The organism is Segatella copri, assembly GCF_024330485.1.
In the GTDB taxonomy this organism is placed as follows: domain Bacteria; phylum Bacteroidota; class Bacteroidia; order Bacteroidales; family Bacteroidaceae; genus Prevotella; species Prevotella copri_L.
On sequence record NZ_JANDWX010000015.1, the window covers coordinates 68,461 to 83,935 of the forward strand.

Sequence of the window (15,475 nt, forward strand, 5' to 3'; positions counted from 1 at the left end):
TGACTTTTTACCTCGGTGCCTTGCGGTAGCAGAAGTAGGCTACGATGGCGAAGAGGAAGTTTGGAAGCCACGCTGCCAGAACAGGCGGGAAATTGGCCTGGATGGCGAAGGTGGCAGAAATCGTCTGCAGCATGATGTAGCCGAAACTCAGCGCAAGTCCTACGCCCAATGCTGCTCCCATGCCGCCCTTGCGCTTGCGGGCTGAGAGGGAGACGCCGATGATGGTGAGGATGAACGAGGCGAAGGAAGAGGCGATGCGCTTGTGGTATTCTACCTTGTACTGCACTACGTTGCCCGAACCGCGGTTGATCTGCTTGGAGATGTAATCGCGGAGCTCAGGACTGGTGAAGGTTTCCTGCTGACCCTTGGAATAGACCAGGTCGGTAGGTTCCATCGCGATGATGGTGTCCTTCTGGGCTCCGCTCGTAATATGCTCCTTCATGCCCTGGAGCTTGCGGATTTTCCAGTTGCTCAGCTTCCAGTGATACTTGCTGTCGGAAATGGTGTCGTACTGGATGTCCATCGCTGTAAGGTGGCTTACGAGTTTCTTGTCCTGGAACTTGTCGAGGCAGAATCCGTAGCCGCGTTTCATGCTGTTGTCGTAATGCTGCATATAGGCAATCACTCCCTTGTCTACCTGCAGCTGTACATTCTCGGCACTGGTATTCTTCTTCTTGTTCTTGTACATCGTCTCGAAGTTCTGCCTGATGACGGTTCCGTGGGGAATGACGTAGGCTGAGAGCCCGAAGGAGAGGGCTGAGAGCAGCACGCAGGTAATCATGTATGGGCGGAGGAGACGCTTGAAGGATACTCCCGACGCCAGGATGGCGATGATTTCGGAATTGCTTGCCAGCTTGGTGGTGAAGAGAATGACCGCCACGAACACGAACAGCGCACTGAAGAGGTTGGCAAAATAGGGCACGAAGTTGGCGTAGTAATCGAAGATGATTGCGCGCGCCGGTGCATGGTGCTCTGTGAATTTTGACAGGTTCTCGTTGAAGTCGAAGACGATGGCGATGGAGATGATCAGGGCGATGGAGAAGAAATAGTAGCCCAGAAACTTCTTGATAATGTACCAGTCGAGCTTCTTGATGTACCTGAACGGGTTAAGAAACCGGAATATGCGCAGGAACCGGAGCTTGTGAGCCAGCCAGCGCACAGCCCTGATGAGCCACCCGAACTTGCGGGAAGCCCATCGGCCGGTGCGGTAGAGCCGGCGGTGTTTTCTTATTTTCTTAAAATCTTTCATGATGCTTGCTTACTTAAATTCTTCGGCCAAGCTGGTCGATGATGGAATTCTTCCATGCCACGAAATCGCCCTGCTCGATATGATGGCGGGCATCGGTCACGAGGCGCAGATAGAAAGAGAGGTTGTGGATGCTGGCTATCTGCATCGCCAGCAGCTCCTGTGCCTTGAAGAGGTGGTGGAGGTAGGCCTTCGTGGTTACGAGGTCGATGTCGCAGCCGTCTGGATCTACCGGACTGAAATCTTTCTCCCACTTCTTGTTGCGCATGTTCATCGTGCCCTGATAGGTGAAGAGCATGGCGTTGCGGCCGTTGCGGGTCGGCATTACGCAGTCGAACATGTCTACGCCGCGCTCGATGGCTTCGAGGATGTTCTGCGGGGTTCCTACGCCCATCAGATATCTCGGCTTGTCTTTCGGCAGGATTTCGTTCACTACTTCTATCATCTCATACATCACCTCGGTAGGCTCTCCTACGGCAAGTCCGCCGATGGCATTTCCGTCGGCTCCCTTGTCGGCAATGTATTTGGCTGCTTCGCGGCGCAGGTCCGGGAAGGTGCAGCCCTGAACGATAGGGAAGAGACTCTGCTGATAGCCGTAGAGGGGCTCGGTCTCGTTAAACCGCTTGATGCAGCGGTCTAGCCAGCGCTGGGTGAGCATGAGGCTGTTCTTGGCGTACTGGTAATCGCTCTTTCCCGGCGGGCATTCATCGAAGGCCATCATGATGTCGGCTCCGATGACGCGCTCGGTGTCCATCACATTTTCCGGTGTAAAGAAGTGCTTGCTGCCGTCGATGTGGGAGCGGAACTCGCAGCCTTCTTCCTTGAGCTTGCGGATGCCGGTGAGCGAGAAGACCTGGAAGCCGCCGCTGTCGGTGAGGATAGGACGGTCCCAGCCGTTGAACTTGTGCAGTCCGCCTGCTGCCCTGATGACGTCAAGACCTGGGCGCAGGTAGAGGTGATAGGTGTTTCCGAGGATAATCTGTGCCATGACTTGCTTCTTGAGTTCCTCGAAGTGGACGCCCTTCACGCTTCCTACGGTTCCTACGGGCATGAAGATTGGGGTCTTGATCTGTCCGTGGTCGGTGGTGATGATGCCTGTACGCGCATCGCTTGCTTTATCTGTTACTTGTAATTCAAATTTCATTTCTATTCTTTTTTATCATTTTCCTCAATGCTGAAGTCTGTAGGGTTTTTCACCTTCTCGTCGGTCAGCACGAACTGCCAGACGTCAGCCACATTCTCTACATAGTGGAAGTCTACGCCCTTGAGATATTTCTCCGGTATTTCCTCTACGTTCTTCTGGTTCTCCCTGCACATCACGATGTGCTTGATTCCTGCCCGCTTGGCTGCCAGAATCTTCTCCTTGATTCCGCCTACCGGGAGCACTTTGCCGCGGAGGGTTATCTCGCCGGTCATGGCTGTGTTGGCACGCACCTTGCGCTGGGTGATGGCTGAGGCGATGCTGGTGGCGATGGTGATTCCGGCAGAAGGACCGTCTTTCGGGGTGGCTCCCTCAGGCACGTGGATGTGGATGTTCCACTGCTCGAAGATGCGGTAGTCTACCTGCAGCAGGTCGATGTGCGACTTGACGTATTCCAGTGCGATAATGGCTGATTCCTTCATCACGTCGCCCAGATTTCCGGTCAGGGTGAGTTTGCCTGCCTTACCCTTGCTGAGCGAGGTTTCGATGTAGAGGATTTCGCCGCCTACTGAGGTCCAGGCAAGTCCGGTTACCACTCCTGCATAGTCGTTGCCCTGGTAAATGTCGCGGTTGAACGGCGGATTGCCCAGCAGGTCTTTTACTTCGGCAGGGGTGATGGTGTAGTTCTTCAGCTCCTGGTTGCAGGCAAGTTTGTAAGCCATCTTGCGCAGACTCTTGTCAATCTGCTTCTTCAGCTGTCTTACGCCGCTCTCACGGGTGTAGTGCTCGATGATGAACTCGAGGGCATTCTTGTTGAAGCTTACCTTCGGCGAAACCTTGTCGAGTCCGGTGCTTTCCAGCTCTTCCGGTACGAGATGGCGCTTGGCAATCTCTGTCTTCTCTTCGGTGATGTAGCCGCCTACTTCTATCAGCTCCATACGGTCGAGGAGCGGACGCGGAATGACGCTCAGGTCATTGGCTGTGGCGATGAAGAGCACCTTGGAGAGGTCGTAATCCATATCGAGATAATTGTCGTGGAAGGCATTGTTCTGTTCCGGATCCAGCACTTCGAGCAGGGCTGATGCAGGGTCACCGTTGAAATTGCTCTGCGCCACCTTGTCAATCTCGTCGAGGATGAATACCGGATTGCTGCTGCCTGCCTTCAGCATGTTCTTGATGATGCGGCCCGGCATGGCTCCCACATAGGTGCGGCGGTGACCGCGGATTTCGGCTTCATCGTGCAGACCGCCCAGCGACATGCGTACATACTTGCGCTTCATGGCTGCTGCGATGCTCTTGCCCAGACTGGTCTTTCCTACGCCCGGAGGACCGTAGAGGCAGAGGATAGGACTCTTGCCGCCGCCGTTCAGTGCTCTTACGGCGAGGAATTCCAGGATGCGCTCCTTCACATTCTCCATGCCGTAGTGGTCGTGGTTCAGAATGCGCTTGGCACGGGTCAGACTGAGGTCATCCTGGGTGTAGGAGTTCCAAGGCAAATCTACCATGGTCTGCAGGAATCCTATCTGTATCGAATAGTCAGGACTCTGCGGGTTCAGGGTGTCGAGCTTGGCAATTTCTTTCTTGAAGATTTTGGCAGTTTCCTCGCTCCAGTTCTTCTGTTTCGCCTTCTCCAGAATCTCCTTCTTCTCCGGACTGGCGTTTCCTTCTCCCAGTTCTTCCCTGATGTTCTTGATCTGCTGCTTGAGGAAGTATTCCTTCTGCTGTTCATCGAGGTCGTAGTGGGTTTTGTTCTCAATCTCAGTCTGGATGCGTAGCAGATGGCGCACCTTGTTCAGGGATCTGATGGCAATCATGATGCGCTCGCTGAGATTTTCCTCTTTCAGCATCTTGATTTTATCCTCGATGCTGAAAGGGAGGAGGGAGCACATGAAGTTGCACTGCATGTGAATGCTCGAGAGTTCGTTGATGGCCTGGATGGCCTCATCAGTATAGTTGGCGTTTGATTTGATATAGTCTGTCGCTTCGTAATGGAAGTTCTCGTAGAGCATTCTGAAGAGTTCATCGTTGTTCTCGTCAGGCCATTTCTCCGGAAGACTTTTTACGTCAATTACTGTGTAAGGCTCTTTTTGAACGAGATGTTTCATCTGACATCTGCCCAGACCCTGGATGATGATGCTCATCTGCTCTGTGCCAGGCATCTTGATCACCTTGATGAGTTTGGCGAAGACACCTACAGGGTAGAGGTCTTCTTCGTAGGGCAATTCTGTGTCTTTATTCTTCTGGCAGAATACACAGAATGTGGTGTCTGGCTTCTTTTCCAGCATCCGGACGAGATTCAGACTTTCCTTTCTGCCCACAACGATAGGGGTCATGTTGGTAGGGAAAACTACAATATCTCGCATGCAGAGGGCAGGGTACAAACCTTCTTCCTGGTCTTCGATCAGGGTTTTCGGGTCGCCCTCGTAATCTGCAATCATTTGTATTCGGGTACTTGTTCTTCTATTATCCATTTTTTTTGTTATGATTTCTATTTTCCGTGCAAAGGTACTCATTTTTTGTGAAATATCGTGGAAGATGATAGATTATTTAATAATAAAATTGCTTTTTCTATATATTAGTACCCGTTTTTATAGATGTAAGTAGCTGCTTTTGCAGGTGGAAGTGGCAATTTCTGCTGCTTGCGATAAAATAAATCGGCGGCGCATTCGTTTTCTTCTGTAAAGAGACAGAAGAATTTATGGGTAATTTTCGATTTAAACAGTTTGAGATAGAGCAAGACCGTTGTGCCATGAAAGTGGGAACTGACGGCGTTTTGCTGGGTGCATGGGCGCAAGGTGGCAGGCGGATTCTGGACATTGGTTCCGGAACGGGACTGATTTCGCTCATGATGGCGCAGCGTTTTCCTGAGGCTGAGGTGGTTGGGATTGATATGGATGCTGATGCCTGCGGACAGGCGAGGGAGAATGTGATGGCAAGTCCGTTTCGCGACAGGGTGGAAATAGAATGCTGCAGACTGCAGGATTTCGGGGGAGCCGGTGTTTCGAAAACTGCTGAGGCTATGGAAACTGCTGCAGATTTGAAGGCTGCCGGTGTTTTTGATGCGATAGTGAGCAATCCTCCGTTCTTTGTAGATAGCTTGAAAAATCCGGACAGTAAGAGAACGATGGCGAGACATACAGACAGTCTTCCGTTCCGCGATTTGTTTGCGGGTGTAAAACGGTTACTTTCTGATGATGGTATTTTCTCTGCAATTGTTCCCGTAGAAGTAGTGGAGCAGTTTGTTGCAGAGTCTTGTATATTAGGTTTTTATCTTATACGGAAGTGTGGTGTGAAGACGGTAGAACGCAAGCAGCCAAAGCGCTTTATGCTGAGTTTTGCAAAGCAACGCATTTCGCCTTATGAAGAGCATGTTGAAACGATGATGGATTCGCAGGGAAACCGCTCGGAATGGTATAGGAAAATAACGGAAGAATTCTACCTTTGAGGAATGTTGAATGTTGAGTGTTGAATGTTGAATGAACACTCCCTCTAAATTCAACACTCAACATTCAACACTCAACATTCCCTCTAAATTCAACACTCAACATTCCCTCTAAATTCAACACTCAACACTCCCTCTAAATTCAACATTCAACATTCAACACTCAACATTCCCTTAAAGGTTCAGCTTCTTCTGTACCAGTTTGCTGATAGCTTCTACTCTTTTGCTCTGGCGCTGGATGTCTTTATGAATATCATCGCGCACGGCATTGATGTCGTTGAAGAAATCGGCAAAGGCAGACTGAATCATGTTCGGCTTGCGGTCGTTCTTGTTGGCAAATGGGTTCACCAGCATCTTGATTCCCTTTTCTTCCAGGTGAACATCAATCTCTGCACCCGTCATCACAGGGTCGCCATCATAATGGATTACGCCTGGCTGACTGCGGGTGATATGGAGCTTCTTGCAGCGGAACGACTTGATCTTCGAGTTCTTGTCCAACGTCTTGTTGAACATGTCGAAACTTACCTGAGGCGCCTCGATTACATCGAATGGTTCCATGATGACGACATCCATCAAACCGTCGCTCATGGATGCTTGAGGGGCAATATAGGCATTGTTGCCATACTGAGATGCGTTGGCACAGGAAATGAGGAACGCCTTATACTGCTTGGTGCCCGTCTCGTCCTCCAGCGTGTAAGTCTCAGGCTTATACTTCAATCCCTCGCGCAGGATATTTTCAGCATAAGTGATAGGACCACGCTTGCCGCTCTCGGCAAACTTCATGCTGACGAAAGCGTCAAAGCCCATGCCGCAGGTGCAGAAGAACGGGTGGTCGTTGATGACACCATAATCCAGATCTCTAATCTGGCATTGGTTGATTACCTCGATGCATTTCTTCAGGTTCATCGGGAGCAGCAGATGTCTCGCCAGTCCGTTGCCCGAACCGCAAGGCAGAATGCCGAGGGCAGTATCGGAGTGAACCAGTGAGCGGGCCACCTCGTTGACGGTTCCGTCACCACCAACCGCCACAACCACATCTACATGGTTGTTCTTCGCTTCGGTAGCAATTTCCGAAGCGTGCCCAGCTCTTTCAGTCATTCTTATCTCGTACTCAAAAAGCTCTTTGTCCAAACCAGAATCTATCAGACTGGGAACTGCCGCCTTGCTGGCTGTTCCTGAAATCGGATTCATGATGAAAAGTATCTTTTTCTTCATTATATAGTCAAGAGTTTGTAAAATTTAGGCTGCAAAAGTAATAAAAATACCCAAAATAACAAGAAATATCGATTAAAAAAACTATAAAAGTAAACTTTCTTATAAAAAAAGCCGTTTATTGAGTTCTTTTTTGTATCTTTGCACCCTGAAAGTTAGAAAAGTATAAAAAAGATAATAAAGTACACCTATTAATAATGGGACAATTACAAGAAAGATACAAGAATTATCGTGAACCTCAGAAGTATATGGCTGCCGGTGTGTATCCATATTTCCGTGAGATCACAAGTAAGCAGATGACAGAGGTAACCGACATCGATGGTCATAAAATCCTGATGTTCGGTTCTAATGCTTATCAGGGTTTGACTAACGACCAGCGTGTTATTGATGCAGCAAAGGCTGCGCTCGACAAGTATGGTTCTGGTTGTGCAGGAAGTCGTTTCCTCAATGGTACGCTTGATTTGCACGTGCAGCTCGAAAAGGAGCTTGCTGAGTTTATGGGCAAGGATGAAACTTTGTGTTTCTCTACAGGATTCTCTGTAAACCAGGGTGTCTTGGCTTGCGTTGTAGGTCGTAACGACTATATTATCTGCGATGACCGCGACCACGCAAGTATCGTAGATGGCCGCCGCCTCTCATTCGCTACCCAGCTCCACTACAAGCACAACGATATGGAAGATTTGGAGCGCGTGCTCTCTAAGCTCCCTCAGGAGGCTATCAAGCTCATCGTTGTTGACGGTGTGTTCTCTATGGAGGGCGACCTGGCTAACTTGCCTGAGATTGTAAAGCTCAAGCATAAGTACAACTGCTCTATCATGGTAGACGAGGCTCATGGTCTTGGCGTATTCGGCAAGCAGGGTCGTGGTGTATGCGACCACTTCGGTCTGACCGACGAGGTAGACCTCATCATGGGTACATTCTCTAAGAGTCTGGCTTCTATCGGTGGTTTCATCGCATCAGACAAGGATACAATCAACTTCCTCCGTCACAACTGCCGTACTTACATCTTCAGCGCCTCTAACACTCCAGCTGCCACAGCAGCAGCTCTCGAGGCTCTCCACATCATTCAGAATGAGCCAGAGCGTTTCGAGAATCTCTGGGATGTAACCAACTATGCCTTGAAGCGTTTCCGCGAGGAAGGTTTCGAGATTGGCGAGACAGAGAGTCCTATCATTCCTCTCTACGTGCGCGATGCTGAGAAGACATTCGTTGTTACCAAGATGGCTTACGATGCAGGTGTGTTCATCAACCCTGTTATTCCTCCAGCTTGTGCTCCTCAGGATACATTGGTACGTTTCGCACTCATGGCTACTCATACAAGAGAGCAGGTTGAGCAGGCTGTCCAGATCTTAAAGAAGATTTTCGTAGAAGAGGGAATCATCAAGTAAAATCAGATTTGCCGGTCTTCTCGGTTTGATAGATTCGGGCAATCGGTTTCTGATTTAAAAGTTCAGCAAGTATGGTTGCGGTTCTTTGCCGCTACTATATATATAATAAGGTATAAGGGCAATTCCGGATAGGGGTTGCCCTTATTTTTTGCCTGTTTCCCAGCCATTTTGCATTAAAATGCATGTTTTTTTGAAAAAAGTTAGGGAAAAATTTGGTGGAATCGAAAAAATGTAGTACCTTTGCACTCGCAATTCAGAAATGATGCTTAAAGCAATGCTTAAGAGGTATCGTAGAGATGAATGAGCGGGGTGTAGCGCAGCCCGGTAGCGCTCCTGTTTTGGGAACAGGTGGTCGCAGGTTCGAATCCTGTCGCCCCGACTCTATTTTTCTCTCACTCAAACCTTTAGCAAAGCACAAGCGGGGTGTAGCGCAGCCCGGTAGCGCTCCTGTTTTGGGAACAGGTGGTCGCAGGTTCGAATCCTGTCGCCCCGACACAAGAAAGCTAAGAAGAGACAAATCTTCTTAGCTTTTTTGCTATATAAAACTCCCGCCCTGGATGGGCTGGAGGGGGATAACGCAACTGAGTAATTATTATATACGTTTTAATTTTATAGAATCATGATTATAACGATAGCGCGCCAGTGTGGATGTGGCGCTATTCGCGTGGGCAAGCTGCTCGCCGAAAAATATGGTATTCCTTTTTATACCCGTAAAAATATGATGGAAATGGCTGAACAGAGAGGAGTGCTCGACGAGATGGAGGCTTTCTTCGATGAGCGGCCGGTAGATGAACTGCTCTTCTCGATGTCGTCGCTTGGCGAAACGCAGAGGGCGCTGACAGAAAAACCGCTCCGTACACTTGCCGATATGATAGGCGATGAAGACTGTATCATCATCGGCCGTTGCGGCAACTATATCTTCCGCGAGCGCAAAGACCTGATTTCTGTTTTCCTGAGCGGCAATCTTGAGGCTCGCATCAAGGATATTCAGGAGGAGAAGGGCTTTTCGTATGAGGAAGCTGAGGAGTTTGTAGAGCACACCGAGGATTGCAGAGTGGCTTATCATAAGTATTATACAGGCCTTACCTGGGGAAATGCCGATGATTATGACATCTGTCTGGATACAGTGCGCCTGGGCGTAGAAGAGACGGCAAGCCTCATTGAGCAGTACGTTAGCTTGATTTAGATTCAAAGGTTCAAAGTTCAAAGTTCCAAGGTTTAAGGTTTAAAGTAATTCAACATGAAGTTTTTAATTCAATTTTTGATAATCATAGCGTTCTCCTTTGCTGGGGAATTGCTTCATTTTTTGCTGCCATTGCCTATTCCGGCAAGCATCTATGGCATCATCCTGCTCTTCCTTGCGCTGGAAACAAAACTGATCAAGGTGAAGCATATCCGCGAAACCAGCAGTTTCCTCATTGCCATCATGCCCGTGATGTTTATTCCGGCTGCCGTAGGACTGATTGATTCCTATCAGGATATCGGTAATGCATGGTTCCAGTATATCGTAGTTACGGTGGTCAGCACCTTCGTCGTGATGGGTGCTTCGGGCTGGATTACGCAGTTGGTAATCAGAAAAGGAAAGGAGGCGAAGAAATGAACCAGTTGTTCCAGGATTCTGTTTTCTTCGGCGTTCTCATCAGTCTGGCAGCCTACGGCATAGGCATGCTGCTGAAGCTGAAGACGGGATGGTCGCTGATGAACCCGCTGCTCATCTCCATCATCCTCGTCATCATCACGCTCCTGCTGACGGGCGTAGATTACAAGACCTATTCGGCGGGCGCCAACAGCATCAGCTATCTGCTCACACCAGCCACCATCTGTCTGGCTGTGCCACTTTATCAGCAGGTTGAGCTTCTGAAGAAGAATTATCGGGCTGTGCTGATAGGCATTGTTTCGGGCGTGCTGGCGAGTCTCTGCTCCGTGCTCATTCTCGCCCTCATCTTCCATTTCGACCATGCGTCCTACGTTACCTTCCTGCCTAAGAGCATCACTACCGCCATCGGTATCGGCGTTTCCGAGGAGTTGGGCGGTCATGTTTCGGTTTCGGTGGTTGTCATCATCGTAACGGGTGTGCTGGGCAACATCTTTGCCGAGAAGTTCCTGAAGCTTCTCTCCATCAAGGAGCCTATTGCCAAAGGTATCGCCATCGGCTGTTCTGCCCATGCGCTGGGTACGGCAAAGGCGATGGAAATGGGTACCATAGAGGGAGCCATGAGCAGTCTGAGCATCGTGGTTTGCGGTGTGATGACGGTTGTAGGCTCATCCATCTTTGCTCTGTTTATGTAGAGGCAGATACAATAATATTTCCCTTTTTCCGTTTTTATAGATATGAAACGGAAAAAGGGATTTTTGTATATAATGGGTGTAGGGATGGCGATGAGCGCCCTGCTTGCCAGTTGTGCCGACGATGAGAGTTTCTCAACGTCGAGGGGCGATGTGCTCTCGTTTTCGGTAGATACGCTGAGGATGGACACCACCTTCTCGAATGTGCCTACGCCTACCCGAAGCTTCTGGGTTTACAACCGTACGGGCAAGGCTCTGCGCTGCCAGTCGGTGCGTCTGGAAAATGGTAACCAGAAGGGCTACCGGGTGAATGTTGACGGCTCTTATCTGGGCACCGAAGCGGGATTCCAGACGCAGAATGTGGAGATCAGGAAGGGTGACAGCATACGTGTGTTCGTAGAACTGACTTCGGCGATGCAGAACAGCGAAGAGCCGCAGCTGGTGAGCGATAACCTGGTGTTTGCGCTGGAAAGTGGCGTGGAGCAGAAGGTGAACCTGAGGGCGTTTTCATGGGATGCGATGAAACTCAATTCGCTCGAGGTGAAGGAAGACAAGCTGCTGCAGAGCACGCTGCCGGTAGTGGTTTATGGGGGAATCAGGGTTGATGAGGCGGCTACGCTGACCATTGCTCCGGGCACCCAACTCTATTTCCACGAGAATGCGGGTTTGCAGGTGTTCGGGTCGCTGAAGATTGAGGGCGAAAAGGACAGGGAAGTGGTGATGCGGGGCGACCGACTGGACCACATGTTCGATTATCTGCCTTATGACCGCACACCGGGACAATGGCAGGGAATCAGACTGATGTCTTCGGCTCATGACTGCAGGATTTCGTTTGCTGATATTCATAGTGCCTACGATGCTGTGATGATAGAACCGGGCGATGCTACGAAGCAGAAACTGCTCATCGAGAATGCTACGATTCATAACAGTCAGGGCTACGGTGTGAGGGTTGATTCTGCCAAGGTGCAGATTTATAACTCGCAGATAACCAACTGCCTGAACCATCCGCTCTATGTTGAGGGTGGCGATGTTGAGGTAAACGGCTGCACCATAGCCCAGTTCTATCCGTTTGACGGGCGCCGCGAGTCGGCCATCGGTTTTGCCTCTCCGCTTCCTCGTTTCGAGGTGAGGAATTCGCTCGTAACGGGCTATCATGATGATGAGGTGGTCTGGGAGGCTCCGAAAGAGGAGGATGCCTTCAATTTCCTCTTCGACCATTGTGTGTTGCGCACGGAGAAGATGGAGACGGACGACAGTCTGAAGTTCACCCATGTGGTTTATGAGGACGTCAAGGATACGACGGTGTTTGCCGAGAAGCATTTCCGCCTTTTCGACACCGACAATCTGAAGTATGATTTCCATCTGCGCAAGGAGTCGGCAGCAATAGGAAAGGCAGATGCCGAAACCCTGCCTGCAACCGACCGTGATGGTTTGCCGAGAAAGAAAGAGCAGCCTGCCGCAGGATGCTTTGAATATAGGGAGGAATAATGAGTATAAGGCAAAATAATGACTGAACTTTCGAATTTTTTCGCCACACGCCCTGAAAGGGCAGAAACTCCTAGCCCAGGGCATCGCCCTGGGTAATTACGGACGCAAACCTGTCGCCCTGTAAGGGCAAAAGCTTTAAAATACCGGAATTAATAAAGCTTTTGCCCTTACAGGGCGACTTGCTGATTGCTATTACACCCAGGGCGTTGCCCTGGGCTAGGAGCTTCTGCCCTTTCAGGGCGTGCTGCTCCTAGAACTTTGGTTCTTTACCTTTCTTATTCCTTCATGTTCGAATCTACGAAGCAGAAGGGGAGAAGGTCTTTGATGCTGTCGAAGCAGTAGGTTCCGTTCTCGCCATAGAGCAGGATGCGTACGGGGCGCTGGTAGCGGTCTTCCATCTCCAGTATCACCTGGCGGCAGGCTCCGCATGGCGAGATAGGCGACTTGAGGAAACCATTCCCGTTTCTCGCAGCAATAGCCAGCGTCAGGATAGGCTGGTCGGGATAGTTGCTCTGGGCACCGAAGATGGCGCTGCGCTCGGCACAGAGTCCCGACGGGAAGGCGGCGTTCTCCTGATTGGCTCCAATCACTATTCTGCCGTCGCCCAAGAGCAGGGCTGCTCCCACATAGAAGTGGCTGTAGTTAGCATACGCATTGCTGGTGGCAGCCTTCGCCCTGTTTACGAGCTCCTGCTCCTGCTGGCTCAACTCTGAGAGCTGAGCCACCATGTATCTGATGTTTAGGTTTTGCTCTTTCATAGATATAATGTTTTTATGATTTCTTTATTTCGTGTAGAAGTCGATGATGTCCTGCAGCGCCTTCTTGCATACCGGGCAGAATTCCGGTGTTTCGTTGATGCGCATACGGCAGTCCTGCACACCGCGGTAAACGCCCTTCAAGCTGTATCCGGCACCTTCGAAGACACCCACCTTGCTCACCGCCTCCTTCTCTTTCTTTGAGAGCGGAGTAGGAATCTTGGTCTTCTTGTCTATCATGTTCTCCCATTTTCCGTGGAAATCGGCAAGGGTGGTGATGTTCTTCTCCCAAGGCTCTACATCGTGAGGATACATCGGTATCTGCTCCTGCTCGTAGGCATATTCATCGGCAAGTCCGGCAAAGGAATGGCCAAACTCATGCACCACTACCGGCTTGAACCATTTCTGGTGGCAGGTGGTGAGATTGTATGAATTGAGGATGCCGCCACCGCCATACTTGTCCGAATTTACCAGCACGATGATGTGCTCGTAAGGGGTACCTGCCAGCCAGTTGTGCAGGTCTTTGAGATGCAGGGTGGTAAGGTAGCGGTCGCTGTAGAAGGTGTCGAAATGAGAGCTGAGGGCGGTCTCGTGCCAGATGCCCTGGGCTGGGATGCTAGGTCCGCTCTGCTTGGATGGCGATTTTACGGCTACGATGTTGAAGCGGTCTCTCATGCTCTTGAAGGGTTCGTGGGCGAAGATGGCCTCTGTAGCCTCCTGCGCATCTTTCAGGAAGACAGGCATCTCTGCATCGGTATAGCCTTCAGCCACGTATGCGATGTGGATGCATCGGGTGGTGTCGGCAGCCTGCTGCAGGGTGACGTATGGTGTAGGCTTGTTGCCTTTCTGATGAATCAGAATGTCCTTCGGCGCTACCTGGTGGGTGAGCGTGGTGGTTATCTCGCAGCGGTTGTTGCGCAGGTCGAGGGTGATGTCTACTGTATCTTTCGGCATCGGAACGAGGAATACGTTCTCGAAACTCTGCGTGTTCTTCTCTGCCTCTGGATAGGAGAGCCATTCCTGGAAGAGGGTGGAGAAGGAGTTGCGGTAGATGATTTTGCCCGAGCGGTGGTCGCGTACGGTTATCTGTCCGTTGCCCTCTACCGGGAGTTCGGCCAGTCGCTGCCGTTTGCCGTACCAGCGTGGCATTACGTTGAGTTCGTCTACGGCTATCATCTGCTGCTTCTGGTTGCCGGCAAAGGTATAGTCTACCCGCAGCGTCTTGTCTGTGAAATAGTCGTCAAAGTTTTGCGCCTTTATTGTGCCGGGTGCCATCAGCATCGCCATGGTGGCGAGGGATAATATCATTCTCTTCATTGTATTTTCATTTGAAATTCACATTCACATTCACATTTTACTAATCCCTTATCTCACCCTCAGCCTTGTTCCTACGCTTACCGGGATGTTAGGGTCGAGATGGTTCATCTTGTAGAGTTTCTCCAGTCGGATGCCATACTTCTGCGAGATGGTGTACATGCTTTCGCCCGGCTGTATCACGTGAGGGCGCTTCTTATACTGCTTAGGTGCCTTGGAGCGTTTCTTCTTCAGATAGATGATGTCGCCCTTGTGCAGCACGGCGTGCTTGTTGCGCTCGTTGTAGCGAGCCAGTTTGCGCCAGCTGATGCCCACCTCCTTGCCTATGCTCTTGAAGGTGTCGCCTTCGCGGGCATAGAGATAGTAATTCTTGTTGAAGATATGGATAGGGTGCAGCAATCCTTCGGCGTTTACAGGCTGGTCGGTACCGCTGTGGGTAGCCATGAAGCGGTCGTAGCGCTTGGCCTTGTCATACTGGTTGAGCTTATAGAGCTCTATGATCTGTATCAGCTTGCTGGCATACTGCGGGTTGGTGGCATAGCCGCAGGCTTTCAGTCCGCGAGCCCATCCCTTGTAGTCGTGCTGCGAGAGTTCGAAGAGGCGTGCGTAGCGTGGCTGGCGCGCCAGAAACTTGCTGTGGTCTTCGTAGCTGTCTCTTGCGTCCTGGTATACGCGGAAGCATTCGCCCCGGGCATCATCGTCGTGGTACTGGGTTGGTCCCGTCCAGTTGTGACATTTTATGCCGAAGTGGTTGTTGCCCTGGCGTACGAGGTCGCTCCTTCCTGCCGCACTCTCAAACAGTCCCTGTGCTAGGGTGATGCTGGCTGGAATGCGGTAACGGAGCATCTGCTCGATGGCAAGATCCTTATACTGGTTGATATATGTCTGATAGGCCTGGTTCCACTTCAGCTGTGCGCCCATCGGGAGGCAGCAGAGCAGAGCGAGCCCTAAAATGTTTGCTTTTAGATGATTCATTCTGCAAAAATATAAAAAAAAACGGATAAATCGCGGTTTATTACAAAATTTTTAATATCTTTGCACAAAATATTGCATATTGAACTTTCGCATGTGACTTAAGTACGGGCTGAAGGCCCAAAAGCTCCAGAAGCAGCACGCCCTGAAAGGGCAGAAGCTCCTAGCCCAGGGCATCGCCCTGGGTATAATAGCAATCAGCAAGGCGCCCTGTAAGGGCAAAAGCTTTGT

13 protein-coding genes and 2 tRNA genes are annotated in these 15,475 nt (G+C 50.5%); 8 read left to right on the top strand and 7 right to left on the bottom strand.

The window, feature by feature from the left end:
• Positions 1-7: 7 nt before the first annotated feature.
• From NNC77_RS09800 to lon, 3 genes are read right to left on the bottom strand one after another with little or no spacing between them, the layout of a single operon-like run.
• Positions 8-1,249 (bottom strand): LptF/LptG family permease, encoded by a 1,242-nt coding sequence (locus NNC77_RS09800; RefSeq protein ID WP_254970334.1) that lies wholly within the window; start codon positions 1,247-1,249, stop codon positions 8-10.
• Between the two features lie 13 nt (positions 1,250-1,262).
• Positions 1,263-2,390: a tRNA guanosine(34) transglycosylase Tgt gene (gene tgt, locus NNC77_RS09805; protein ID WP_118192042.1), complete on the bottom strand. Its 1,128-nt coding sequence runs from the start codon at positions 2,388-2,390 to the stop codon at positions 1,263-1,265.
• Positions 2,391-2,392: 2 nt separating this feature from the next.
• Positions 2,393-4,858, bottom strand: coding sequence for an endopeptidase La (gene lon / locus NNC77_RS09810; protein ID WP_254970335.1), 2,466 nt, complete (start codon positions 4,856-4,858; stop codon positions 2,393-2,395).
• A gap of 227 nt (positions 4,859-5,085) precedes the next feature.
• Here lon and NNC77_RS09815 point away from each other — a divergent pair, with 227 nt between their 5' ends.
• Complete coding sequence (locus NNC77_RS09815; protein ID WP_254970336.1) at positions 5,086-5,832, top strand: tRNA1(Val) (adenine(37)-N6)-methyltransferase; 747 nt, start codon at positions 5,086-5,088, stop codon at positions 5,830-5,832.
• A 171-nt stretch (positions 5,833-6,003) separates the two neighbouring features.
• Here the strand turns inward: NNC77_RS09815 and NNC77_RS09820 are convergent, their stop codons facing one another.
• Positions 6,004-7,044: a diacylglycerol/lipid kinase family protein gene (locus NNC77_RS09820; protein WP_117695210.1), complete on the bottom strand. Its 1,041-nt coding sequence runs from the start codon at positions 7,042-7,044 to the stop codon at positions 6,004-6,006.
• Positions 7,045-7,238: 194 nt separating this feature from the next.
• Here NNC77_RS09820 and spt point away from each other — a divergent pair, with 194 nt between their 5' ends.
• The 7 genes from spt to NNC77_RS09855 all read left to right on the top strand — a co-directional run bounded on the left by spt (position 7,239) and on the right by NNC77_RS09855 (position 12,203).
• Positions 7,239-8,429 (top strand): serine palmitoyltransferase, encoded by a 1,191-nt coding sequence (gene spt, locus NNC77_RS09825; protein WP_022121347.1) that lies wholly within the window; start codon positions 7,239-7,241, stop codon positions 8,427-8,429.
• A gap of 305 nt (positions 8,430-8,734) precedes the next feature.
• A tRNA-Pro gene (locus NNC77_RS09830) sits at positions 8,735-8,808 on the top strand.
• Between the two features lie 40 nt (positions 8,809-8,848).
• Positions 8,849-8,922, top strand: a tRNA-Pro gene (locus tag NNC77_RS09835).
• 126 nt (positions 8,923-9,048) lie between these two features.
• Positions 9,049-9,615 carry an AAA family ATPase gene (locus tag NNC77_RS09840; protein WP_118080432.1) on the top strand — a complete coding sequence of 189 codons (567 nt, stop codon included), beginning with the start codon at positions 9,049-9,051 and terminating at the stop codon, positions 9,613-9,615.
• A 108-nt stretch (positions 9,616-9,723) separates the two neighbouring features.
• Complete coding sequence (locus NNC77_RS09845; protein WP_233338974.1) at positions 9,724-10,029, top strand: CidA/LrgA family protein; 306 nt, start codon at positions 9,724-9,726, stop codon at positions 10,027-10,029.
• The gene (locus NNC77_RS09850) at positions 10,026-10,718 is read left to right on the top strand and encodes an LrgB family protein (protein WP_006849545.1); all 693 of its coding nucleotides are present in this window, start codon (positions 10,026-10,028) and stop codon (positions 10,716-10,718) included. The genes NNC77_RS09845 and NNC77_RS09850 overlap by 4 nt, the downstream gene beginning before the upstream one ends.
• A gap of 42 nt (positions 10,719-10,760) precedes the next feature.
• A complete protein-coding gene (locus tag NNC77_RS09855; RefSeq protein WP_254986876.1) occupies positions 10,761-12,203 on the top strand; it encodes a right-handed parallel beta-helix repeat-containing protein in 1,443 nt (480 codons plus the stop codon).
• Positions 12,204-12,478: 275 nt separating this feature from the next.
• Here NNC77_RS09855 and NNC77_RS09860 read toward each other — a convergent pair whose 3' ends face one another.
• From NNC77_RS09860 to NNC77_RS09870, 3 genes are read right to left on the bottom strand one after another with little or no spacing between them, the layout of a single operon-like run.
• Positions 12,479-12,961: a cytidine deaminase gene (locus NNC77_RS09860; RefSeq protein WP_117695216.1), complete on the bottom strand. Its 483-nt coding sequence runs from the start codon at positions 12,959-12,961 to the stop codon at positions 12,479-12,481.
• A gap of 24 nt (positions 12,962-12,985) precedes the next feature.
• On the bottom strand, positions 12,986-14,275 hold the full coding sequence (locus tag NNC77_RS09865; RefSeq protein ID WP_254986877.1) for a M64 family metallopeptidase: 1,290 nt from the start codon (positions 14,273-14,275) through the stop codon (positions 12,986-12,988).
• Positions 14,276-14,323: 48 nt separating this feature from the next.
• Positions 14,324-15,247, bottom strand: coding sequence for a glucosaminidase domain-containing protein (locus tag NNC77_RS09870; protein ID WP_117695220.1), 924 nt, complete (start codon positions 15,245-15,247; stop codon positions 14,324-14,326).
• Between the last annotated feature and the right edge of the window lie 228 nt (positions 15,248-15,475).

Bases quoted from the DNA above. Each gene is read 5' to 3' on its own strand.
- NNC77_RS09855 (WP_254986876.1), top strand. From the start codon at position 10,761: ATGAAACGGAAAAAGGGATTTTTGTATATAATGGGTGTAGGGATGGCG.
- NNC77_RS09865 (WP_254986877.1), bottom strand. From the start codon at position 14,275: ATGAAGAGAATGATATTATCCCTCGCCACCATGGCGATGCTGATGGCA.
- spt (WP_022121347.1), top strand. From the start codon at position 7,239: ATGGGACAATTACAAGAAAGATACAAGAATTATCGTGAACCTCAGAAG.
- NNC77_RS09870 (WP_117695220.1), bottom strand. From the start codon at position 15,247: ATGAATCATCTAAAAGCAAACATTTTAGGGCTCGCTCTGCTCTGCTGC.
- NNC77_RS09820 (WP_117695210.1), bottom strand. From the start codon at position 7,044: ATGAAGAAAAAGATACTTTTCATCATGAATCCGATTTCAGGAACAGCC.
- NNC77_RS09860 (WP_117695216.1), bottom strand. From the start codon at position 12,961: ATGAAAGAGCAAAACCTAAACATCAGATACATGGTGGCTCAGCTCTCA.
- NNC77_RS09840 (WP_118080432.1), top strand. From the start codon at position 9,049: ATGATTATAACGATAGCGCGCCAGTGTGGATGTGGCGCTATTCGCGTG.
- NNC77_RS09850 (WP_006849545.1), top strand. From the start codon at position 10,026: ATGAACCAGTTGTTCCAGGATTCTGTTTTCTTCGGCGTTCTCATCAGT.
- tgt (WP_118192042.1), bottom strand. From the start codon at position 2,390: ATGAAATTTGAATTACAAGTAACAGATAAAGCAAGCGATGCGCGTACA.
- NNC77_RS09800 (WP_254970334.1), bottom strand. From the start codon at position 1,249: ATGAAAGATTTTAAGAAAATAAGAAAACACCGCCGGCTCTACCGCACC.
- NNC77_RS09815 (WP_254970336.1), top strand. From the start codon at position 5,086: ATGGGTAATTTTCGATTTAAACAGTTTGAGATAGAGCAAGACCGTTGT.
- lon (WP_254970335.1), bottom strand. From the start codon at position 4,858: ATGGATAATAGAAGAACAAGTACCCGAATACAAATGATTGCAGATTAC.